19 protein-coding genes and 3 tRNA genes are annotated in these 22166 nt (G+C 72.2%); 8 read left to right on the top strand and 14 right to left on the bottom strand.

Going from position 1 to position 22166, the window contains the following annotated elements; all coding sequences use genetic code 11:
• Positions 1-66 precede the first annotated feature (66 nt).
• From ftsH to caldi_RS15460, 7 genes are all read right to left on the bottom strand, one after another.
• Positions 67-1998 (bottom strand): ATP-dependent zinc metalloprotease FtsH, encoded by a 1932-nt coding sequence (gene ftsH / locus caldi_RS15490; RefSeq protein WP_264842652.1) that lies wholly within the window; start codon positions 1996-1998, stop codon positions 67-69.
• Positions 1999-2154: 156 nt separating this feature from the next.
• Positions 2155-3579, bottom strand: coding sequence for a tRNA lysidine(34) synthetase TilS (gene tilS / locus caldi_RS15485; protein ID WP_264842651.1), 1425 nt, complete (start codon positions 3577-3579; stop codon positions 2155-2157).
• Positions 3580-3653: 74 nt separating this feature from the next.
• Complete coding sequence (locus tag caldi_RS15480) at positions 3654-5978, bottom strand: SpoIIE family protein phosphatase (RefSeq protein ID WP_264842650.1); 2325 nt, start codon at positions 5976-5978, stop codon at positions 3654-3656.
• Between the two features lie 218 nt (positions 5979-6196).
• Positions 6197-6272: transfer RNA gene (locus caldi_RS15475), tRNA-Glu, on the bottom strand.
• Positions 6273-6325: 53 nt separating this feature from the next.
• Positions 6326-6401, bottom strand: a tRNA-Met gene (locus tag caldi_RS15470).
• A 113-nt stretch (positions 6402-6514) separates the two neighbouring features.
• Entirely contained in the window at positions 6515-6796 is a 282-nt protein-coding gene (locus caldi_RS15465; protein ID WP_264842649.1) for a metal-sensitive transcriptional regulator, read from the bottom strand.
• A 157-nt stretch (positions 6797-6953) separates the two neighbouring features.
• Positions 6954-7526 (bottom strand): DoxX family membrane protein, encoded by a 573-nt coding sequence (locus tag caldi_RS15460; RefSeq protein ID WP_264842648.1) that lies wholly within the window; start codon positions 7524-7526, stop codon positions 6954-6956.
• A gap of 296 nt (positions 7527-7822) precedes the next feature.
• On the opposite strand from caldi_RS15460, the gene caldi_RS15455 reads away from it, so the two are divergent.
• On the top strand, positions 7823-8773 hold the full coding sequence (locus tag caldi_RS15455; protein WP_264842647.1) for a DNA-methyltransferase: 951 nt from the start codon (positions 7823-7825) through the stop codon (positions 8771-8773).
• On the opposite strand, the gene caldi_RS15450 is transcribed toward caldi_RS15455, so the two are convergent.
• Positions 8712-9395 carry a response regulator gene (locus caldi_RS15450; protein ID WP_264842646.1) on the bottom strand — a complete coding sequence of 228 codons (684 nt, stop codon included), beginning with the start codon at positions 9393-9395 and terminating at the stop codon, positions 8712-8714. The two genes, caldi_RS15455 and caldi_RS15450, sit on opposite strands and share 62 nt — an antisense overlap.
• Before the next feature lie 14 nt (positions 9396-9409).
• Positions 9410-11047: an ATP-binding protein gene (locus caldi_RS15445; RefSeq protein ID WP_264842645.1), complete on the bottom strand. Its 1638-nt coding sequence runs from the start codon at positions 11045-11047 to the stop codon at positions 9410-9412.
• Positions 11048-11273: 226 nt separating this feature from the next.
• Here caldi_RS15445 and caldi_RS15440 point away from each other — a divergent pair, with 226 nt between their 5' ends.
• From caldi_RS15440 to caldi_RS15410, 7 genes are all read left to right on the top strand, one after another.
• The gene (locus caldi_RS15440; protein WP_264842644.1) at positions 11274-12644 is read left to right on the top strand and encodes a sulfite oxidase; all 1371 of its coding nucleotides are present in this window, start codon (positions 11274-11276) and stop codon (positions 12642-12644) included.
• 10 nt (positions 12645-12654) lie between these two features.
• Entirely contained in the window at positions 12655-13062 is a 408-nt protein-coding gene (locus tag caldi_RS15435) for a plastocyanin/azurin family copper-binding protein (protein ID WP_264842643.1), read from the top strand.
• Between the two features lie 288 nt (positions 13063-13350).
• Positions 13351-14091, top strand: a complete 741-nt coding sequence (locus caldi_RS15430) for a hypothetical protein (protein WP_264842642.1) — start codon at positions 13351-13353, stop codon at positions 14089-14091.
• A gap of 34 nt (positions 14092-14125) precedes the next feature.
• Positions 14126-15022 (top strand): formate dehydrogenase subunit gamma, encoded by an 897-nt coding sequence (locus caldi_RS15425; RefSeq protein WP_264842641.1) that lies wholly within the window; start codon positions 14126-14128, stop codon positions 15020-15022.
• A gap of 25 nt (positions 15023-15047) precedes the next feature.
• Positions 15048-16820, top strand: coding sequence for a cytochrome c3 family protein (locus caldi_RS15420; protein WP_264842640.1), 1773 nt, complete (start codon positions 15048-15050; stop codon positions 16818-16820).
• A 51-nt stretch (positions 16821-16871) separates the two neighbouring features.
• The gene (locus tag caldi_RS15415; RefSeq protein WP_264842639.1) at positions 16872-18380 is read left to right on the top strand and encodes an ammonia-forming cytochrome c nitrite reductase subunit c552; all 1509 of its coding nucleotides are present in this window, start codon (positions 16872-16874) and stop codon (positions 18378-18380) included.
• A gap of 220 nt (positions 18381-18600) precedes the next feature.
• A complete protein-coding gene (locus tag caldi_RS15410; protein WP_264842638.1) occupies positions 18601-19068 on the top strand; it encodes a DUF134 domain-containing protein in 468 nt (155 codons plus the stop codon).
• A 741-nt stretch (positions 19069-19809) separates the two neighbouring features.
• Here the strand turns inward: caldi_RS15410 and caldi_RS15405 are convergent.
• The 5 genes from caldi_RS15405 to yabP form a co-directional block, all read right to left on the bottom strand.
• Positions 19810-19897: transfer RNA gene (locus caldi_RS15405), tRNA-Leu, on the bottom strand.
• A gap of 458 nt (positions 19898-20355) precedes the next feature.
• A complete protein-coding gene (locus caldi_RS15400) occupies positions 20356-20772 on the bottom strand; it encodes an FtsB family cell division protein (protein WP_264842637.1) in 417 nt (138 codons plus the stop codon).
• The gene (locus caldi_RS15395) at positions 20772-21002 is read right to left on the bottom strand and encodes an RNA polymerase sigma factor (RefSeq protein ID WP_264842636.1); all 231 of its coding nucleotides are present in this window, start codon (positions 21000-21002) and stop codon (positions 20772-20774) included. The genes caldi_RS15400 and caldi_RS15395 overlap by 1 nt, the downstream gene beginning before the upstream one ends.
• Positions 21003-21139: 137 nt before the next feature.
• Positions 21140-21709 (bottom strand): spore cortex biosynthesis protein YabQ, encoded by a 570-nt coding sequence (yabQ, locus tag caldi_RS15390; RefSeq protein WP_264842635.1) that lies wholly within the window; start codon positions 21707-21709, stop codon positions 21140-21142.
• Positions 21709-22026 carry a sporulation protein YabP gene (gene yabP, locus caldi_RS15385; protein WP_264842634.1) on the bottom strand — a complete coding sequence of 106 codons (318 nt, stop codon included), beginning with the start codon at positions 22024-22026 and terminating at the stop codon, positions 21709-21711. Before yabP ends, yabQ begins: the two co-directional genes overlap by 1 nt.
• Positions 22027-22166: the final 140 nt, after the last annotated feature.

The raw sequence follows: 22166 nt of genomic DNA, 5'->3' as shown, positions 1-22166 counted from the left end.
GGAGTGGGAGCCGATGGATCGTGAAGCCCCGGACGTGCGTGTCCGGGGCTTCGTTCCGGCATCGGCTCAGTTGGCGGGTCTCGGGTGCAGCGTGCCGAAGATCGTGCGCGGGTTGGGGCCGGCCGGCTGGGCCTTCTCCTTCTCCTTCTCCCGCTCCGACCGCTCCTTCTCCTGGACCTGCCCCAGCCGCTCGGCCTCCCGGGCCTCGTTCAGGATGGCCTCCAGCTCGGCCCCCTCGAGGGTCTCCTTCTCCAGAAGCGCGGCGGCGAGCTTCTCCAGGACCCTGCGGTGCCGGCGCAGCACCTCCAGGGCCCGCTCGTGGGCCTGGGTGACCAGCGCCCGCACCTCCTCGTCGATGAGGGCGGCCACCTCTTCGCTGTAGTTCCGCTGCCGGGCGATGTCACGCCCCAGGAAGACCTCCTCGGGCTTGGTGCCGAAGGTGAGGGGCCCGAGCTTCTCGCTCATCCCCCACTCCGTCACCATGCGCCGGGCGATGTTGGTCACCCACTCGATGTCCGACTGCGCGCCCGAGGTGAGGTCGCCGAAGACGATCTCCTCCGCCGCCCGCCCGCCCAGCGCATAGGCCATGCGGTCCATGAGCTCGGGCTTCGAGTTGATGTAGCGATCCTCCACGGGCAGCATGTAGGTCAGGCCGAGGGCGCGGCCCCGGGGGATGATCGTCACCTTGTGCACCGGGTCGTTGTGCGGCAGCACCGCCGCCACCAGCGCGTGGCCGGCCTCGTGGTACGCCGTGATCCGCTTCTCCCGCTCGGAGATGATCCGCGACCGCTTCTCGGGCCCGCCCGCCATCACCCGGTCGATCGCCTGCTCGAGGTCCTCCATGCTGATCTTGCGCTTGCGCTTCCGAGCTGCCAGGAGCGCCGCCTCGTTCATGAGGTTCGCGATGTCGGCGCCGGTGAAGCCCGGGGTCCGCTTGGCGAGGACTTCCAGGTCGACGTCGTCGTCGAGCGGCTTGCCGCGGGCGTGCACCTTGAAGATGGCCTTGCGCCCGTTCAGGTCGGGCCGGTCGATGACGATGTGCCGGTCGAACCGCCCCGGCCGCAGGAGCGCCGGGTCGAGCACGTCCGGCCGGTTCGTGGCGGCCATCACGATGATGCCCTCGTTGACGCCGAACCCATCCATCTCGACGAGCAGCTGGTTCAGCGTCTGCTCCCGTTCGTCGTGGCCGCCGCCGTACCCGGCGCCGCGCATGCGGCCGACCGCGTCGATCTCGTCGATGAACACGATGCACGGGCTGTTCTTCTTGGCCTGCTCGAAGAGATCACGCACCCGGCTGGCGCCCACGCCCACGAACATCTCCACGAAATCCGAGCCGGAGATGCTGAAGAACGGCACGCCGGCCTCGCCCGCCACCGCGCGGGCCAGGAGGGTCTTGCCCGTGCCGGGGGCACCGTAGAGCAGCACGCCCTTGGGGATGCGGGCACCGAGTTCCAGGTAGCGCTTGGGGTGCTTGAGGAAGTCCACGATCTCCTGAAGCTCTTCCTTGACCTCGTCGATCCCGGCCACGTCGTCGAAGGTCACGCGCCGCTTGTCGTCCGGGGTGTGGAGCCGTGCCCGGCTCTTGCCGAACTGCATGACCCGGTTCCCCGACCCCTGCGTCTGCTGCATGATGAAGAAGAACGCAGCCAGCACGAGGATCACGGGCAGGAGCGTGCCCGCCAGGGTGGTCCACATCGTCGTCCGGGTGGTGGGCCGGACCGCGATGTCGACGTTGTGCTCGAGAAGCAGGCGGTTGAGGCTCTCGTGGTCGTCCGGGATGACCGTCGTGAACTCCTGGCCGTTCTTGAGCTTGCCCACCAGTTCCTGCTCGCCCACGAGGGTCACCTGGGTCACGTTGCCGGCCCGGACCTCGTTGACGAAGCGGGAGTAGATGAGCTGCTGCCGCCTCTGCCCCTCGCCCGAAAGGTAGGTGGCGATCGCCACGCTCACGACGAGCAGGAACAGGTAGAACGCGAGATTGCGGAATACTTTGTTCATATATGAAGCCCTCCTTCCGAGGGGGCGGAGCACCGGACCCGGACCGGCGCATGGCAGATCGTGCTCCGTTGGCGCTCTATTCGTGCGAGATGCCACGGTAGTATAGCACATCTGGGCGGGGGCAGCAACAGGTGCCCCGGGCCAGGTGCCCCGGGCCTAGCCCGGCCGGGCCCGCAGCGCCAGCCGGGGGCGGCCGGGGGCGGCGAGGAACCGCCGGTCGGCCCTGTACCCCACCACCCACACCACCTGGTCCCCCGCCACCACGACGGGCACGCGGTCCCGATCGGGCCGGGGCACCTTGAGGTCCACGAACAGGTCCTGGAGCTTCTTGCTCCCGTCCATCCCCACCGGGAAGATGCGGTCTCCCGGGCGCCGGGTTCGCACCGCGAGGGGCCCCGGTAACCGGTCGGGGTCGAGGTCGACCGCCCAGGGACCCGCCGCGGGCTCGGCGTCCGGATCCTCCCGCGTCGCCGACAGGGTGAGCCCGGCGGAGGCCCACGCGACGGAGCCGGGGACCGGCAGGGGCACCGGCTGCCCCCCTTCCGCCGTCACGGCCCTCCCCACGCGCTCCCGGCGGCGCACCCGGACCACGTCCCCCACCTTCTCGGCCACCAGACCCCTGCCGAGGTGGACCTCGCCGCCGCCGGGCGACCGGGCGAGGTCGAGCACGGCCTCCACGTGCCGCGCGGTGAGGGACATCCCGGCCGACTCGCCGGCCAGGCGCACGATCCGACGCGCCAGCGCCGGGTGCTCGTCCGTCAGCGCCGGGACGGGGAGCCGCGACTCCCGCGGGTCGTACGTCACGCCGTGGCGGGCGGCGGCCTCCGCGGCAGCCCGGCGAAGGAATCCTTCCTCATCTCTCATGACCTCCGCCAGCGCGGCCAGCCGGAATACCACCGCAGGGCTGTACCGATCGCGCAAGAGCGGCAGGAGCTCTGTCCGGATGCGGCTGCGGAGGAACCGGGGGTCCTCGTTCGTGAGGTCACGGCGGGGCTCCAGCCCCGCCGCGCGGCAGAGGGCCAGCGTGTCCTCCCTTCCCACGGCCAGGAGGGGCCGGACGAGCGTGACCTCCGGTCCCGCCCCGAAACCCAGTGGACGGGCGGGCGGCATGCCCCCCAGGCCGCGCCGGCCTGCCCCCCGGAGGAGGGCCATGAGGACGGTTTCGGCCTGGTCGTCCCGTGTGTGGCCCACGGCCACCCGGCGTGCGCCGAGCTGCCCGGCCAGGTCGGCAAGGGCCCGGTACCGGACGAGCCGTCCGGCCGCCTCCACCCCCGCCCGCAGGCTCCTCGCCTCGCTCCGGACGTCCCGCCGGATCACGGTGCAGGGCAGGCCCAGCCGATCCGCGACCTCCCGAACGAAGGCTGCGTCGCGGTCCGCCTCCTCCCCCCGCAGACCGTGGTGCAGGTGAAACAGGTGGAGGTCGAGCCCCCATTCCGTCCGGAGGTGGTGCAGGGCCAGCGTGAGCGCGAGGGAGTCCGGGCCGCCGGACAGCGCGACGACGACCCGGTCGCCGGGCTCCAGGAGCCCCCGCCGGGCGACGAAGCGCCGGATCTCGTCGAGCACGGCCTTTCCGCCCCGCACGGCCTTCCCCTCCCCCGCCAATCCTGCCGGCCGTCGGACTCTTCGACGCGGAGGAGGGCCGGCCCTTCGACCCCTCAGCGGCCCCGGGGCGCACGCCGTGCCGGCACGGGCCCCCGCTCTGCCGGATCCGCCCGGGCGGCCGCCGCGGGCAGGGTCGCCGGCGGGGCTTCACCCGTCCGCCCCGGGTCCGCGGCACCCAGCGGCTCGAGATGCGCCACCAGCACGGTGATGTCGTCCGCCGGGCCGTCCCGGTCGCCGGCGAGCGCGCGGGCCAGGAGGGCCTGTGCCAGCTCCTCGGGGCCGGATGGCCCCTGGGTGGCCAGCAGCGCCCGCAGCCAGCGATCGCCGGCCGCCTCGCCCTCCCGCGCCCACAGGCCGTCGGTGGCGAGGATGAGCCAGTCGCCCGGCCGCAGCGCCCGCAGTTCGGCTTCGAGGGGCAACGGGTACACGATGCCCGCCGGCGGCACCTCGGCCCGGACCCACTGGACGTCGCGGCCCCGCCACAGGATCGACGGCGGGGCGCCCACCTTCACGAAGTCGGCGCGCCCGGAGGACAGGTCGATCAGGGCGATGTCCAGGGTGGCGAAGTGCTCGCCTTCCGGCTCCTTGAGGACCAGGGCGGCGTTGACCAGCTGCACCGCCGCCTGGACGGGGTACCCCGCCTCCAGGAGCCCCACCAGCGTGTCCATCGCCTCCTGGCTGCCGGCGGCGGCCCCGCGCCCGGCTCCCATGCCATCCGAGAGGGCCAGGAGGAACCGGTTCCCCCTCAGCGGCAGCGCCCGGTGGGTGTCCCCCGAGACGAGGCTGCCCCGCTTGGCCATGCGGGCGACGCCGGTGCGGACCCGGTACCTGGGGGGCGCCGTGTCCGGAGCCGTCTCCAGCGCGCCGGCGAGGTGTTCGAGCATCCCGGCGAGCGCCTGAACCTGCAGCGCCAGGACGCTCCGCCCCTCCGCCGCCCGCTCGCGGGCCTCTCCCTCCGCCGTCACCAGGTCGTGCACCGCGTTGAGGGAGGCGATCACCTCGCCGGGGTACGCGCAGAACCGCTGCAATTCCTCCGGCGGCAGGCGGGTCGGAAGCGGCCCGCTCTCCTCGACACGCTCCCAGAGGTCGTGAAAGACCTGGTAGGTCCGGTAGAACTCGTTCTCCCAGCAGTGCCGGTAGAGGTTGCACTGGTGGCAGACGCGCTCGACCACCTGCCCCACCAGCGGGGCGATGGCGTCGGGGACGGCCGGCGCCTGCGCCGGGGGCCGGTGGCCGGCGGTGAGGGCCAGGTGGACGTCCCGCAGGAGTCGCGCCACGGCGCCGATTCGCTCCCGGAGGAGGGCCGCGCCGGCGTGGCCCCCGGAGGTGCGCCCGGCCGGCTCCGTCGCTGCGGCGAGCGCGCCGGCCACGACGCCGCCGGAGGCCTGCACGAGCCAGCCCCGGGGCAAGACCAGGAGCCCTGCAGCCGCGACGAGGGCCGCCGCGGCCTCACCCCATACGTAGGAAGGGGGCGCGTCCTGCCGCAGCGCCCGCAGGAAGACGTAGGCGAGAAGGTACCCGAGCGCGCTCCCGGTCCGGCCGAGATCCCGGAAGACGCCGCCCAGGAGCCCCGCCGTCCCGAAGGCGGTGCCCTCGGCCGAGAAGCGCAGGAGCCCCGGCAGCCCCGGGGGCCCGGCGAGGAGCCCGGCCAGCCCCACGAGGAGGCCCGAGGCCGCTCCGGCCAGCGGCCCGGCCGACGCCGACGCCACGAGGACGGCCAGGCTTCCCGCCACCGACGCCAGGGGGACCGGAGGGATACCCGCAACCACTGCCTGCAGGTCCTGCAGCCCCGCCACGACGCCGAGAAGGAGGACGACCGTGAGCAGGGACCCGGCGGCGCCGGGCGCGGGCCGCGCGCCGGACGGCCGCACCGTGAGCCCCCGGACCATCACCGCCGCCAGCACGGCGGCCGTCCCCGCCTCGAGGGCCGTGCGGATCCAGTCGAGCCCGGCGCTCGAGAGCACCCCCGTCCCCACGGCGGCCGCGACCCCTGCCGCCAGGGCCGCGGTGGCGGTCCCCGCGGCCGGGGGCACCGCCGGCGCCCCGCGCTCCGTTTCCCTGCGGCCACGGGCGACGACCCAGACGATGACCACGGACACCACCGCCCGCAGGGCCGGCAGGCTCCGCAGCCCGCCTCCCTGGGCCGCCATCCCGAGCGCGGCTGCCAGGGCGGAGAGAACGCCGGTGGGGGCGCCCGTCACCCGCAGGGCCGCCACCCACGCGAGCCCGAAGGGCCCCGCGTGGCCCAGGACCGGCGCCCTTCCCAGGAGAAGGCCGAGCAGCACCGCCAGGAGTGGCCACGGCCACACCGCCGCCACGCGCGCGGTCCACGCCGGACGCCCGGCCCCGCTCCGCGCCGCGCCTTCCACCGACGGCACGCCGCCACCTCCTGCCATCATCCGGTTGTCCATCCTCATTGTACCCATCACGAACCGCGAGATCTGTCGAAGGAAGCAGAAGGGCCGCCGGCCCGGCGGCGGCCCCCGTGCCGCGCCGCCGGCAGAGTCCAGGTGGGCAGCGCGGCCCGATCGACCTCCGGGGTCTGCCGAAACGCTTGCGCCCAGCCCTGCCGGTCGGAGCAGGACTGGGCGCTTCGTGGTAGCCCCAACGGGATTCGAACCCGTGTCTCCGCCTTGAAAGGGCGGTGTCCTGGGCCTCTAGACGATGGGGCCGTTTGCAACTGGGGGGCGCCGTCTGGCCGGCGCCCCCGGCTGTGCTTGCGTCGTGGTAGCGGAGGAGGGACTCGAACCCCCGACGCAGCGGGTATGAACCGCTTGCTCTACCAGCTGAGCTACTCCGCCGTGCCGAGCTCCGCGGCGTGAATTCGCAGAGCATCGTTCATTGTACCAGAGCGCCGCCGGAGGTCAAGTCCCGGACCCGAGTTCCGGCGCCGGACCCGGGGCGCCGGAACTCGTCATCCGAGCCGCATGAAGCTCTCGAGCGCCTCCTCGACGGCGTCGAGTCCCGAGCCGCCGCGCCGGACCTCGTCGACCATCTTCGAGCTCAGATGGCAGCCCAGCACTTTCAGGCCGACCCGGTGCAGTGCCGAGCGCATCGCCGAGAGCTGAGTGAGGATGGCGTCACAGTCCGCCCCTTCCTCCAGCATGCGCTGTACACCCCGAGCCTGGCCTTCGATGCGGCGCATGCGCCGGAGGAGGTCGGCAAGGACTTCCGGTTGGTTTGCGGCAAAGGACATGGATGGCATCCTCCCGCGAGGCCAAGGGATCTACCCTACCCCGTATTCTAGCACGTGCGGCGCCCGGGGGCGACACGCGCTGCGGCGGCACAGCGCCCTGTGCCGCCTGCCGTCGCCATGTCCCCACCAAGGTGCCGGGGCGGCCGCCCGTCACCGGTCAGCCACCCCGCTCCGGTGCGGTGGTGGGGACCGACTTCCAGGGCGTGCCCACCGCCGGGAGCACCCAGTAGTCGAGGCCCCAGTACCCTGCGATCTTCCAGGCCAGCATGAGCAGCACGGCCAGCAGGAAGAGCACCGGGTTCGTGCTCGCCGACCCCGCGAGCATGAAGTTGAAGTTCGCGAAGGCTCCGAAGAAGGCGGCGAACCCCGTGAACAGCCCCACGATGAGGAAGATCCCCATGACGAGCTCGCCGTAGGCCACGAGCTTGGCGAACCAGGTGTGCGACCCGCTGTTCAGCAGGAAGGTGAGGAACTCCCGGTACCAGTCGTAGGTCACCGGCGGCCTCCCCTGGGCGGGGATCTGGACGGCCCGCTGCCAGTACGCCTGCAGGGCGGCGCCGGTCCGGACCCAGGCAGGGTCCGTCACCTTGTGCAGCCCGGCCTCGAACCACTGGTAGCCCACGTACACCCGGACGATGGCCCACAGCCAGGCCCAGCGGGTATCTCCGAGGAGCGACGCCACCCAGGGGGGATCGGAAACGGCCCGTCGGGGGACGCGTGTGCCTGCCATTGTGTGCGACCTCCTTCCGCTTCGGAGATTTCCCCTCACCAGCTTCCGCTTTCTCGACTCCGATGTATCGTACCTTACCATAGACTGCCATGATCCTTTCGGTTCATTCTTTCGAGCTATTGTCGCTGCCCGTCAAGTGCGCCGTCGCGGCCGGCACACCTGTAGACCCACCGGGCCGGTGTCGAAGGAAGGAACGCGCCGGCCGATGCGGAAAGTGAACACAGCGCCGGTTGCCTGGCGGCGAAGGCAGTCGGGGGCTACCGGCGCGGAACGAACCGAGGGGCGGGATATTCAGAATGACGCGGACCCGCACGTCGTCCTTCGGCACGTCGAAGCGTGAGGGCCACGACGCGTCCGAGTTCTACCGCCGCAACCTGTATGCCCGGATGCCCGTGCTGCGGGTCGACCTGACAGCGCCCCCGCCGGCACCGGAGCCGGCCCGGCGGGTTCCCCCCCGGCCCGTCGAGGAGTGGGCGGATCGGATCTACTGCCACACGTCGGAGGCGATGGTCCACGTACCGGACGGCTCGGTGGCCCTTGCCTTCACGTCACCGCCGTACAACTCCGGAAAGGACTTCGACCAGGACGCCGACCTCGACGCCTACCTGGGCCTCATCGCGCGGGTGGCGGCCGAGGTCTACCGGGTGCTGCGGCCCGGCGGCCGCTACCTCGTCAACGTGGCCAACCTGGGCCGCAAGCCGTACATCCCGATGCACGCCTACTTCTACGCCGTGCACACGGCGGTGGGCTTCCTGCCGGCCGGCGAGATCATCTGGCGCAAGAGCAAGGGGATGAACGGCAACTGCGCCTGGGGGTCGTGGCGCTCGGCCCAGAGCCCGGTGTTGAGGGACGTGCACGAGTACATCCTCGTCTTCGCCAAGGAGCGGTTCCAGCGCCCGGACCGCGGGGACAGCACGATCTCGGGCCAGGAGTTCATGGAAGCCACGCTGTCCGTGTGGGACATCCCGCCCGCTTCGGCCCGGAAGGTGGGGCATCCCGCCCCGTTCCCGGTCGAACTGGCGGAGCGGGTGATCCGGCTCTACTCGTACCGGGGTGACGTCGTCCTCGATCCCTTCAACGGCTCCGGCGCCACCTGCGTGGCGGCAGCTCGCAACGGGCGCCGTTACGTGGGCTACGACATCTCCCCGGAGTACTGCGACCTGGCCCGGCGCTACCTCGCCGAGGTCACCCCGCCGGCCGCACCGGACGAAACACCCGGGACGGACGGCCCACGCTCCCGAAGCTGACCTCCTCGACCAGGTCTCCCCGCGCCTGAAGGAAGTCCAGGTACCGCAGCGCCGTGGTCCGGTCCATGCCCGTGGCTTCGGCCACGTCCCGCGCGGTCACGGGGCCGTCCGTGCGGCCCAGGAACTCGACCACCTGGGCGAGGGTGACGCGGTTGATCCCCTTGGGCAGCGGGTATGCGTCGGCAGGGGCCACGCCGCGTAGCCGGTCGAAGTCCGCCTGGCTCAGAACCTGTCCGGGCCGCAGGGCCTGGCGGAGGCGACGGAAGTGCTCCAGCGCGGCATGCAGGCGCCGTGGGTCGAACGGCTTGAAGAGGTAGTCGACGGCCCCGTAGCGGATGGCCGCCTCCACGGTCGGAGCGTCGTGGGCGGCGGTGATGAGCACGACGTCGACCGGCCCGGCCCCCTGCCGGAGCCGCCTGAGGACGTCGACCCCGTTGCCGTCGGGGAGATAGACGTCCAGCAGGACGAGGTCCGGGCTCAGCCGCTGCACGGCGGCCAGGGCCTCCTCGGCCGCCCTGACCACCCCCAGCACGCGGAACCCGGGTACCTGCTCGACCAGGCGCCGGGTGATGCTCGCCACCATCGGGTCGTCCTCGACGACCAGCACGCCCAGGTCCCGCACGTCCGACCCCCTCCTCAGCCCACCGCCGCGCCGGCTGCCGAACCCGGCAGCTGCCGGGGTATCCGCACCACGAACCGGCTGCCGCCCTCCGGCGGGCAGTCGACCGTGATCTCGCCTCCGGCCTGCTCGACCCGGGCGCGCACGAGGTACAGTCCGAGGCCACGCCCGGGCGATTTCGTGCTGACCCCGCGGCGGAAGATCCGGGTCCGCATGTCCGGAGGAATGCCCGGCCCGTTGTCGGCCACTTCCAGGTGGAGGTGGTCGGGTTCCTCGCGCACGGCGACGGTCACGCGGCGGGCCCCGCGCGGCCCGGCGGCCAGCGCCTCGATGGCGTTCTCCACGAGGTTTCCCAGGACACAGACCATGGCGCTGGAGTCGAAGTGCGGCGGCAAGGCGTTCACCCGGCTCCCGGGGTCGACGACGAGCTCGACCCCCTTCTCCTGTGCCTCGCTCAGCTTGCCCATCAGCAGCCCGACCGTGGCCGCGTCCCGCACCGCCGCCAGGAGCCGCCCCATGGCCTCCTGTCTTCCGCGCGTCGTCTGGGCGATGAAGGCGAGCGCCTCGTCGTAGGACCCCAGGTGAATGAGCCCGGCGAGGGTCTGCAGCTTGTTCAGGAACTCATGGTTCTGCGCCCGGACGGCCTCGACGAACCGGCGCACCCCGGTGAGCTCCTCCGCCAGCCGGGTGACCTCGGTCTTGTCCCGGAAGGTGACCAGGGCGCCGACCACGCGGCCGCCCTCCGTGACGGGGATGCGGCTCAGGAGAACGACCCGCTGGCCCAGGAAGACCTCCACGTCCTCCTGCGCGCTGTCGCCCGCGAGCAGATCGACGAGCCGGAGTTCCGGCACCACCTCGTCCGCCGGCCGGCCCACGGGATCCCCCTGGACGCCGGCCAGGGCACGGGCCGCTTCGTTCATCAAAGTGATCCGTCCGTCGCGGCCGACGGCGACGAGCCCCTCGCGGATCGACTGCAGGATCAGTTCCCGCTCCCGCAGGAGGGAGGCGATCTCGGGGGGCTCGAGGCCGAACAGGCTCGCCTTGATGCTGCGCGCCACCCACCGGGCGGCGGCCGCCGCCACGGCGAGGGAGACGGCCAGGCTCACGCCCAGTGCCGCCTGCAGCTGCCGGGTGCCCGCGGCCACGTTGTCGACGAAGGTCCCCACCACCACGACCCCCACCTGGCGGCCGTCCGGCGCCCGCACGGGAGCCAGCCCCCGGACCGACTGGACCCCGACGCAGGAGCACTTGGAGACGTAGGATTCACCTCGCAGGGCGCGGGCTTCGTCGCCGGCCGAGTAGAGGGTCTTCACGTATCGGGGGTCGTAGTGCGAGTAGCGGATCCGGTCCATTCCGATGACCACGATGAGGTCCACGCCCAGCGTGCGGCGCAGCCGCTCTGCCAGCGGCTGCAGCACCGCGGCGGGGTCGGGTGCGGCGAGGCCGGCCCGCACCTCGGGCATCTCGGCCAGGAGGCGGGCCAGCTTCAGGTTCTGGCGCCCCACGGCCGCCTCGTGGGCGAGACCGGCGGTCCAGACCGCTGCACCCCCCAGGAGCAGAAGGGCCAGGCAGGCGACGCCGGTGACGAGCAGCGTGATCTTGGTCCCGAGCTTGAGCGGGGGCCGCCTGTCCCCGCCCGGCAAGGCCCGAAACACGGTTCGACCCCTCCGCACCGGAGGATCGTGTGTGAGTAGTTGGCCATGTCGGACGACCCTCCTCCCGGACGCGCTTGCACTTTATGCTCGATTTTCGTCCAAAACGTATCCAAAGTACCCGATATGACCCAAACCAGGTCGGCCCCTCCACACCGGGCGAATGCAGCAGCGGATATCCGGCGAAGCCGGGGGATCCGGCACCGCCCGGAGGGGAGGGGGGTCTGTCATGTACGAGGAAGACCTGCGGGACGAGGCGACCTACGACGCGGCCCGACGGGAAGAGCGGCTCTGGCTGCGGGCACGCGACCTTGGCGTGTCCCGGCGACGGCTGCTTCAGATGATGGCGGCTGCGGGGGCCGGGGCTCTCCTGAGCGCCTGCACGACCCGGGTGGAGTCACCGGGCGGGGGCTCATCCGCCCCGACGACCGCGTCCGGTACCGGGCCGGCGCCCGCGGCTGGCGGGGCCGCACCGTCGGGGGGGCAGACGCCGGCGCAGGGCGTCGCGCCGGCTCCCGGCGCGGCAGCAGCACCTGCGCCCAAGGACAAGGGGATCGTCAAGCCCGTGCCTCCGGAGAAGTTCATCGACTACGGCAGCAACCAGGAGATGCGCTGGAACCAGATGTACAACCGGGGATACGTGGTGCCGAACGACCTCTTCTTCGTCCGCAACCACAGCAAGACGCCCCGAATCGATCCCGCGACATGGAAGCTGCGCGTCGAGGGGTCCGGCGTGAGCCGCCCGCTGGAGCTCACCTACGACGAGCTCCTGGCCCTGCCGGCCGTCTCCGTCATCCGCTTCGTCGAGTGCGCGGGCAACGGCCGGGGTTTCTTCGAGCAGCGGTACGGGAAGAAGGCACAGGGCACCCAGTGGAAGCTCGGCGCCATCGGCGTGGCCGAGTGGACCGGCGTCCCGCTGCGAGAAGTGCTCGAGCGCGCGGGGATCAAGAGGACCGCCCGGGACGTGATGCCCGAAGGCCTCGACGACCTCAAGGTGCGCCGGCCTCTCCCCGTCGCCAAGGCCCTGGAGGACGACACGCTCCTGGTCTTCGCCATGAACGGGGAACCGCTGCCGCCGGACCACGGCTTCCCCGTGCGCCTGCTGGTGCCGGGGTGGATCGGGGTGGCGAACACGAAGTGGGTCGGACGAATCGAGGTGTCCGAGGAGCCCCTGTTCTCCCCCTGGAACACCGAGTCGTACGTGCTGATCGGCCCGGACTACAAGCCAGAGGGGAAGGCGAAGGGGCCGGCCCTCACCACCCAGGTCGTCAAGAGCGCCTTGGAGCTGGCCTGGCCGGCCGAGCTGCCCGCAGGGCGGCACACGGTCCGGGGCCGGTCCTGGTCGGGGCACGGGCGGATCCGCAAGGTCGAGTACAGCCTCGACGGCGGCAAGTCCTGGCTGCCGGCACGCCTCCAGGAACCGAACATCCCCCTCGCCTGGGTCCGGTGGGACTTCGAGTGGGACGCCAAGCCGGGGGAGTACGAGATCCGGGTGCGAGCGACCGACGAGAAGGGGAACGCCCAGCCCGACAGCGTGCCGTGGAACGATCAGGGGTACCTGTACGGCGCGGTGGTCGGACACCCCGTGAAGGTCGGGTGAGAGAGAGGGCATGTTTCGGCAACACGGGCGAAGCATCGGTCGTCGCGCGGCACGGGCGCTGGCGGCCGGCCTGGTCCTCCCGGCGCTGAGCCTGCTCGCGTCTGCCTGCGGGACGGGCAAGGCGCCTGCGGGGCGGCCCGCCGGCGCCGTGGAAATCCAGCTCAAGGAGTTTGCGATCGAGCCGAAGGTGGTCAGCGCCGGCGCCGGCGAGATCACCCTGACCGCTCGTAACGTGGGCTCCACCGAACACAACCTGGTGCTCGAACAAGGAGACCGGAGCGTGGCGGAGATCCCCGTCGTGGGCGTCGGCAAGGCGGAGTCGGTCCAGGTGAAGCTCGGTCCCGGTACCTACGCGCTCGTCTGCACCCTGCCGGGGCACCGGGATGCCGGCATGGTGGCAACGCTGACGGTGCAGTAGCTCGCCGGCGGGCGGGCACCGTACGGTGGCGGAGAGCGGCCCCAGGCCCTCTCCGCCATGGCATCTCCGCCATAAGCGAACGCGCATGGCCATAAGCAAAAACTTGGAGGGCGGGGGTGCACCAGGGGGAAATTTTGAAATAGGCTGGGCAAGACGCCGGGTAAGACGAGCCAGCTTGTGCTTCCACCCGAAGCTGATTGTGCACGGCTTCACGTTCACAAAGCGGCATTCGGCGTTCCGTCCAGGCATGTCCAGCATGCGGTCCCGGACGGGAAGGAGGGTAGGCGCGTGGCAGTGCGGAGCCCGAACCGTGGCGCCTCGCGGCCGTGGGCGGTCCGGGCCCTGCTGGCCTGCGGGGTGTGGTTCCTCTTCTTCTGGTGGCCGGCTGCTCAGGCTGCGGGCGCGCCGGGTCCCATCGCGGACCCCGCCAGCCCGACCGGGATCGACTCCTGCCTGGCCTGCCACGGCACCGGGGCACAGGAGGGGCTCGCCGCGCGACGCTCGGGCCGGGTCGACGAGGCCCGCTACCGTGAGTCGGTCCACGGGATCCTGCCCTGCGTGCGCTGTCACGAAGAAGTGACGCCAAGACACGAGTCGGAGCCGCTGGCGCCGCTCGACCTGCCGGCAGGCCGGGCGCGCCGGGCGCGGCTCAGTTCGACCTGCACGAAGTGTCACACCGGGATCTACGCCGAGAGCTACGCCTACAGCTTCCACGGCACGGCCGTGCGGATGGGAGACCTCCGGGCCGCCACCTGCGCCGACTGCCACGGGGTGCACGACGTCCTCCGCCCGGAGGACCCCCGGTCGGCGGCAGCGCCGGCGAACCTCACCGCCACCTGTGGCCAGTCCGGGTGTCACGCCGGCGCGCCGCCCGGCTTTGCGGACGGGCGGGAGCACATCCTGCCGCAGCAGCCCCAGGGCGGCGTTGTGTACTGGGTCTGGAAGTTCTTCATGGCCCTTATCCTGTTCGACGTGCTGAAGGACGGTCCGATCGTGATGTTCGAGTTGCTGCGCCGGGTGACGGGCTGACCCGAGCGCCAGCGGACGGCCAGGAGGCGATGCCATGGACGACGTGGACACCCGGGCCGCAGACGTCCCGGCCGCACCAGCGGGGGCCCTGGCGCGGCCCGAGGAGATCTTCGTGGAGCGCTGGAACCTCCAGCACCGCCTCCAGCACCTGGCCCTGGCGGTCTCCATGGTCGGGCTCCTCACCACGGGCCTGTCCATCAAGTACGCCTACACCGGCTGGGCGCCGCGTGTCATCGCCCTGCTCGGCGGGTTCCGCAGCACGCTCGTGCTGCACAAGGCGTCAGCGGTCCTGCTCATCCTGGTCGCCCTCTACCACCTCGGGTTCCTCCTCTACCACTGGCGCCGCGGGCAGGTCACGTGGTCGATGCGCCCGACCCGCAAGGACGCCCTCGACGCCGTGCACCACGCCCTGTACCTGCTCGGCCTCCGTCGGGACCCGCCCCGGTTCGACCGCTACAGCTACCTGGAGAAGTTCGAGTACCTGGCGATCTTCTGGGGCATGGTCGTGATGGGCCTCTCCGGGCTGGCGCTGTGGTTCCCGGAGGTCGCCGGCCGCCTCGCGGGGCGCTGGGTGCTCGATGCCCTGCGGGTCGTCCACAGCAACGAGGCGTTCGTGGCCCTGCTGTCGCTGGCCTTCGGCCACTTCTTCATGGCCCACTTCCATCCGGCCGTCTTCCCGTCGAGCCCGGTCTGGTACTCGGGCCGCATCTCCCTCGCGCACCTGGCCGAGGAGCACCCCCTCGAGCTGGAGCGGCTGGCGGAGGCGGGCAGGCTGCCCTCCGGGTGGGTCGAAGCCCTTGGCCGCCCCGCCGGCGACCCCTGCCACCGGCTGCGCGGCTGGCGCCGGGCGCTGGGTGTGGTGGAGCTCGTCATCTACTCGGCGATCTTCTACTACCTCCTCCTCACGTTCATCCCGATGCTGCTCGCCTGACCAGGGGCGGGAAGGGGGGCGGCGCATGCGGCGGCTCAACCTGGCGATTCCCGGTCTGGCGGCGATGATCGTCTTCATCGCGGGCCTCGCCACCATCCAGTCCCTCAACGAGGTCTCCCCCGACCCCCGCCGCCTGGCCGCCGATTGCGGCACCTGCCACGAGATGGCAGAGCACGTCCGCACGTGGGAGTCGGCGCCCCACGCCGAAGTGGCGTGCACGGCCTGCCACGCCGACCCGGGGGTGCGGGGCTGGTTCCACATGCAGCTGGCCCGGCTCCGCATGACCCTGGCCACCCGCACGGGAGACGTCGATCTGGCGCGGATCGCTTCCCGCGTCCCCGACCAGCGGTGCACTGCCTGCCACGCCCCCCAGATGCCGTGGGTGATGCAGGACCTGGAGCCGCCCGACCTCGCCGCCGCCCGGGCGGGCGCGGTGCCGGAGCGCCGGGAGCTGAAGTGGCTCACGGCCCTCGCCGGACACGACGTGCACCTGACGAGGGCCCGGCCCGCGGTCGCGTGCGCCGACTGTCACGCCGCCGTGGCCCACGGCCCGGCCGACCCGGCGGAGCGCAAGGTGGAACTGCATCGCACCTGCCGCGAGTGCCACGAGCGGCAGCAGGTCACCGTGGCCGTGTCACGCCCGGTGACCTGCGCAGGTTGCCACGCCGACCCCCTCCAGGTCGCCCCCGCCGGCCACCGGAGCAGCGACTGGCGGGAGCGCCACGGCGCCGAGGCCCGGACAGACGCCGCCAGCTGTGCGGGCTGTCACCTGTCACCGGCAGGCCCGCATGGAGGCGTGGCGAAGGCGGCGTCACCCATCCCGGTCCCGGCCTCCCGCCCACCGGTCGGGAAGGCCCCCTCCGCCCCGCCCGGGCTCGAATGCGAAGGCTTCGGTCCCGACCAGTTCGTCTACCGCCCCGTCCCGGGCGTCACCCCGCAGGGCGACTGTGCCTCGTGCCACGGACTCCCCATGCCCCACCCCGACGGGTGGATCCGCCGCCACACCGAGGCATACCGGGACAGCCCGGCCCTCTGCGCCCGCTGCCACGGGACCGAGGGGCAGGGGTTCGACCTGGCCTTCCGCGGCGACCCCGCCCGGCTGGCCAACCAGGGCAGTTGCCGGGACTGCCACCGGACGGACGTCCCGCACCCCGACGGTTTCCTGCGCACCCACGGCCAGGAGGCCCGGGCGGCAGGCGATGCGGCCTGCGCCCTCTGCCACTCGCCGCAGAACCCGGTGCGCCCGGATGCCCCCTACGCCCGCCCGGATTTCTGCACGTCCTGCCACGCCGGGGTACCGATGCCCCACCCGCCCGGCTACGAGGGCCGCCCGCACGGCGAGGCCGTGCTCGCCGCGGCCGCCCGGGGCAGCGCCGGCACCGCAGCCTGCAACCGCTGCCACTCGCCGGACAACCCGGCGAACCCCTCGGCGGCATGGGCGCGCCCGACCTTCTGCCTCGACTGCCACCTCGACCGGTACCGGCACCCGGACGGGTGGATGGCCCGCCACGGGCGGGAGGTGGCAGCGGCGGGCGGCACGCGCGAGCAGCCGAACCCCGAGTGTGCCGTGTGCCACGCCGGCGCCCGGCGACGGGCGGGCGGCCCGCCGCACACCGGAGCGGACCCGGGCGAATGCACGTCCTGCCACACGGGCGGCCCCTATCACCCGGACCCCTACGCGTGGTTCAAGCACGGAGACGAGGTGGCCCGCCAGGGCGTGGAGACGTGCCTGCGCTGCCACGCCTGGGCCGGTCCGTCCTGCAGCCAGTGCCACCGGGACCTCGCAGGCTCCCACTGAGGTCGCGGTGTGAAACTGGGTCCACCCCGATCGGAAGGAGGTGAAAACAGCATGCTTCGCAAGTGGATGAGGCACCAGAGAGCCATCCTCACCGGAGTGGGGGTCCTCGCCGCGGCCGCCGTGATCGCCGTGGCGGCGGCCGCCTCGCCCGCCCAGGCCACCCCGGCCCCCGCCGACCTGCCGGAGTACGTCGGTTCGGCTGCCTGCATGGGTTGCCATCCGGACGAGTACGCCAGCTGGTCCCGGACGGGGCACGCCCAGATGCTCAAGCCGGTGTTCAAGCCCTCGGACCTTCCGGCCGATCCGGCCAAGGCGCCGCCGGAGCTCCGGGCGCAGCTCGACCGGGCGCTGTACGTCGTGGCCGGGCAGCGGTTCATCGGCCGGTCGCCGTCGGGCGAGTACGTGTACCTCGGCGTGGTGTACGATCCGGCGGCGAAGACGTACAAGCCGTACGCCCGCGCCGGGGAGAGCTGGGAGAAGAGCTGTGCCGGCTGCCACTCGGTGGGATGGAACCCGGCCTCCGGCCGGTTCGCCGAGGCGGGCATCGGGTGCGAGTCCTGCCACGGGCCGGGTCGGGACCACATCCTGGGCAAGGGGGATCGCTCCAAGATCGTGGTCTCCTCCAGCAGTGATACCTGCGGCGCCTGCCACGTGGCGGGCTCGATGCCCGACGGCACCCGGTGGCCGGTCGGGTGGAAACCCGGCATGGCGCTCACGCAGACGGGGTTCCAGGTGAAGGCCGTCGACCCGAAGGGACCGCCGCCCGATCCCGCACTGCACCTGCGCCAGTACGCCCCGCTCCAGGCCAGCGCGCACGCCACTGCGGTGGAGTCGCTGGTTGCGAGCGGCCACGCCCAGGACTCGTGCTACCGGTGCCACAGCACGGAGGCGCGCCTGGCCGCCGAGCGCGGGGCCAAGGTGAACACGGCCGGTCTGCACGACGGCATCACGTGCGTGGCTTGCCACGACCCGCACGCGTCCCGCCACGAGGCCCAGCTCCGTGAGGAGCAGAACGAGCTCTGCATGGACTGCCACAACGGCAGCATCCCGGCGGGGCAGACCGCCCGGCCGGGGTCGGTGGTGCACCACCCGATGGCCGAGATGTTCAAGGGCGTCGGGGCCATCGGCGTCCCGGGTGAGAGCCCGAGCCCGCACAACGCGATGGGCGTCACGTGCGCGAGCTGCCACATGACCGACGGCAACCACATGTTCAAGGTCATCAAGCCGGCAGAGGTGGCAGGGACGAACCGGAAGGACAGCTGCGTCGCCTGCCACCAGACCTCCATCCCGGAGGTGCGCCAGGCTTACCTCGACATGTGGCAGAACACCGTGAAGGCCAAGGTGGCTGCCCTGGAGAAGCAGCTGGCCCAGGCGGACGCCCGGCTGAAGGCCCGCCCCGGGATCGCGGCGGATCTCAAGGCGAAGGTGGACGTGGCCCGGACCAACGTGTCCTTCGTGAAGTCGGACGGCAGCTGGGGTGTCCACAACTTCGACTACGCGGTCAAGGTGCTCGGGGTCGCCGAGAGGAACCTGAACGAGTTCTTCGCGGCCACCCGTTGAGCGATCGCCCAAGAGGCCCGTCCGGTACCGGCCCCCGGCCCGCTCCGAAGCGGTGCCGGGGGCCGGACCGCGTTCGCTGACGGCCCGTTTGCCGGCCGCGCTCCTTTGCCGGCCGTTGGCCGGACCGCACCGTCGGCCGGGCGGGCTTGACACGCGCAGGGGTACAGGTGCACACTGGTTTTGGGTATATACCCGAAATAACCCGGGAGGAGGTTACCCTGTGCCGCGTCCACCCAAACCGCGGTGGGTGGAGTTCGAACCGAGCGTCACGATGTTTCTCCCGGCCGGCGTGCCCCCAGGCGCCATCGAGACCGTCGAGCTGACCGTGGACGAGCTCGAGGCCCTTCGCCTCAAGGACGTCGAGGATCTGGATCAGGAAGCCTGTGCGGCCCGGATGAACGTCGGCCAGAGCACGTTTCAGCGCCTCCTGGCCGGGGCCCGCCGGAAGGTGGCAGCCGCTCTGACCGGGGGCAAGGCCATCCGGATCGCAGGCGGCCATTACCTGCTCGCGCCGCGGGCGCTGCGGTGCGGCCGCTGCGGGCATCGCTGGGGCCGGGGCCACGGCGGACCCGGGTGGACGCCGGGCGGCGGGTCCGGCGGTGCCGGCCGGTGCCACGGCGGGCATGGGCACGGGCCTTGGGGCCGCTGCCCGGCTTGCGGCAGCCCGGAGGTCGAACCCGGCGGGTGAGCATCTCGCGCAGTACCGGCCGGGCGCCCCGTGGTGCACGCTGACACTGCGAAAGGAGGAAGCGAGCGGATGCGGAATGGCGGATGCGGCATGCGGCACCGGCACGGTCCCGGCCACGGTCCCCTGCGGATGGCGGCAGCAGGCCGACACGGGCCCGGCGGCCCCCTGTGGGGTGGCCTCGGGTGGGCCGGCCCTCTGTGGGGCGAGCCTGCGTGGGCCGGTCCCCCGTGGGCAGGGTCTGGGTGGGCCGCATGGGCTGACGAGGCCGTCCCCGAACAGCGGCGGGCGGCCGAGAAAGCCCACCTCCAGGCGGTTGCCAGCTGGCTACAGGAGCGGCTCGACCGGGTGCGGCGCCGCCTGGCCGAACTTGACGAGGAAGACGGGCGGGGGAAGTCACACGAGGGAACATAGTCGCAGGGCAAGGACCGGAGGGCCGCCTCCCGCCGACCGGCGGAAGGCGGCTCCCTGTCTCGCGGGAACGCCGGGCCGCCCCCAACGGATGGCGGCCGCCGCCGCCCAAGCGCAGCCCCGGGGGCCTGGCGGAACGGCTGAACGTTCTGACCAGCCACCCTGGCGGATGCCCCGCCGCCCTCGCCGCGGCCGCGGGGCGCCGCCGCTCGTGCACGGACACACGCCGGCACCACGCTCGCGGGCGGGTGTCTCCGGAACAAGGTACAAGAGCACACCAAGTACGAAAAACGCGGGCTGCATGGTCCACTTCCCTGCAACCCGCTCCCTGACTGGTGCCGGAGGTGGGGGTCGAACCCACACGCCCTTCGGGGGCACAGGATTTTAAGACCCGCGCGTCTGCCAGTTCCGCCACTCCGGCGCATTCATCCCGGCCGTGCCAAGCGCCACCCCCATGATAGGGAAGACGCCCGCTGGCCGTCAATTCCGGCTGCTTCCCGCGGATCAAACGGGCACCGGGACAGGAATCGTACCAGAAACCCCCCGGGGTAGGTGGGTTCAATCGTATTCAGATAGGCCTGGACGGGGCGGCTGAGTTCAACATAATGTGTCATTCCGTCTACCTCAGGCGGCTTTTCCGGCCAGCTTCAGGCCCACACCCGGGGGACGCGACGGTCGAAAGCCGATTGGCGGCCCCACCGGAACAAGTTCTGTGCCAGGCCCCGGACCGCAGTGGAGACAAGGATTGTGCAGGTCGATCCGGACAACGAACCCACCCGCACAATCGTTGTCTGTGCGGCCACACAATCGGCCCCCAACCTGCATCCCCGCGGACGTACGGCGAAGGCAACGGGCGTGGCCTGGCCCCCGAGCATGACCTCACGGCCCGGCGGGACCGCTCTTCCCTCCCTGGGGAGCCTGTGGGAGCGTCACGGCCCCCGGAGGCGGTGCGGGGGCCGGCCCCGAGCCCATTTCCGACGGCGCCCCCGGCTCCGGCGCCCCTGTGCGGGCCGGCGGGATGGCCATGTACGGGATCTCCCCCGGGCGGATGTACCCGAGCTGCTGGCGGGCGACGGTCTCGATGTACTCGTCGGTCTGGAGGCGCCGGATCTCCGCCTCGAGGCGCGCCCGCTCCGCCTTCAGGTCCTCCAGCCGGCGGACGGCCGCCGCCTCCTGGGCGCGCAGGGCTTCCAGCCGCGCCGCCCCGGCGGAGAAGCGAACGGCCGCCGACAGCACGAGCAGGCCGAGGCCGACGGCCACCAGCCCGGACAGCCACCGCCGGGGAAGGGCGCGCATCAGGCCTCGCCCTCCTCGTCCGCCGGGGGTAGCCCAAGGGCATCCCCCGGCAGCACGATGACGACCTGGTACCCCTTCGCCCGGGCGCGCCCGTAGAGGGTGGCCACGGTGGCGGGAGAGAGCCCGAGCCGCCGGGCGACCTGCTCGTTCGAGAGCCCCATCTCCTTCAGCGTGACCACCTGCCGTTCACGGAAACTCAGGCGCTCCACGCCACGGATCTCCACCTGCATGGGCATCCGTCCCGGTGGTTATGCACAGGCTGGGGATGATTCTGTGGACAATCTCAGGACATCCTGAGGACATGTTGAGTACAAAGCCGGTACGTCCTGTGGATATTCTCCGCCGCATGCCGATTTCCTGCAACTGCCTACTCAGGGCCCTCCTCACCACCGCCATCGCCCGGCGGGAACAGCCAGGCGCGAAGCCGCCCGGCGAGCCGGCCCGGCGTCCCCCTCCCGGGGCGGGCGAGCCGCTGCGCCGCTCCCCGCAGCCGGCGCAGCACGGGCACCCCCAGGGCGACGGCGGGGCGGAGCAGGAAGGCGGCAGCGGTACCTATGAGCCGCAGCGCTGCCGCCAGAGGACGGAAGGCCGTGCGCCCGGCGATCACGGCCCAGCCGGCGGCCCGGTCGATGATGGTGACGGCCCGGTTCAGGAGGCGCGATGCGGTCGGGCTGGCCAGGGCGAAGTACAGCCAGGCCCCGAGCGCCAGCGCGACGGGGATGTAGGAGCGCAGGTTGCCGTGGCTGCCGCTGAGGAGCGCCGTCCCCAGGACCAGCGTCAGGCCCCCCCAGAAGAGGAGGTCGAGCACCTCCTCCCAGGCGCTGCGCGGGCCGAGCCGGCGCCTCAGGACACGCAGGAGGTCGAACAGCACGCCGGCGGCGCTGCCGGCCAGCACCAGCGAGAAGAAGGCGTAGACCTGCAGTCCCAGGTCCTGCATCACTTCAGGAGCCGCTCGAGGATCCCCCGGCTGCGGGCCCGTCCGGGCCCCCGGGCCGGCCGGTCGGTGTACACGAGCGATGTCACCGTGCCCTCGACGGCGAACCGGCCCGACTCCAGGTCGAGTTGCTTGATGTGCAGGTCTTCCCCGCGGATCGTCAGGTTGCCGGCCTCCGTGTCGAGGATGATCTCCTGGTCGTCGAAGCTCGTCACCGAGGAGACCCCGGAGATCTGCACCTGCTCCCGGTTGGTGATCAGCACGGTGTGGTCCGACCCGGCCCGCGGCTCTCCGGGCCTCAGCCCCCGCTCCTCCCGCATGTCCACCACCTCCCGACGGCGGTCCCCCCGCCCGGCTTATGTATATGGGCGGGCGTTCCTGGCGATAACCCAAGAAAGGGTAGGGAAGCCATCTGCCGGGGGGTAACGGCATGGCCCCGCGGCCATCCGGTGAGCGGTTG

The organism is Caldinitratiruptor microaerophilus (genome assembly GCF_025999835.1).
In the GTDB taxonomy this organism is placed as follows: domain Bacteria; phylum Bacillota; class Sulfobacillia; order Symbiobacteriales; family ZC4RG38; genus Caldinitratiruptor; species Caldinitratiruptor microaerophilus.
The sequence above is the reverse complement of the archived record's forward strand: the minus strand, read 5'-3'. Positions and strand labels throughout refer to the sequence as shown.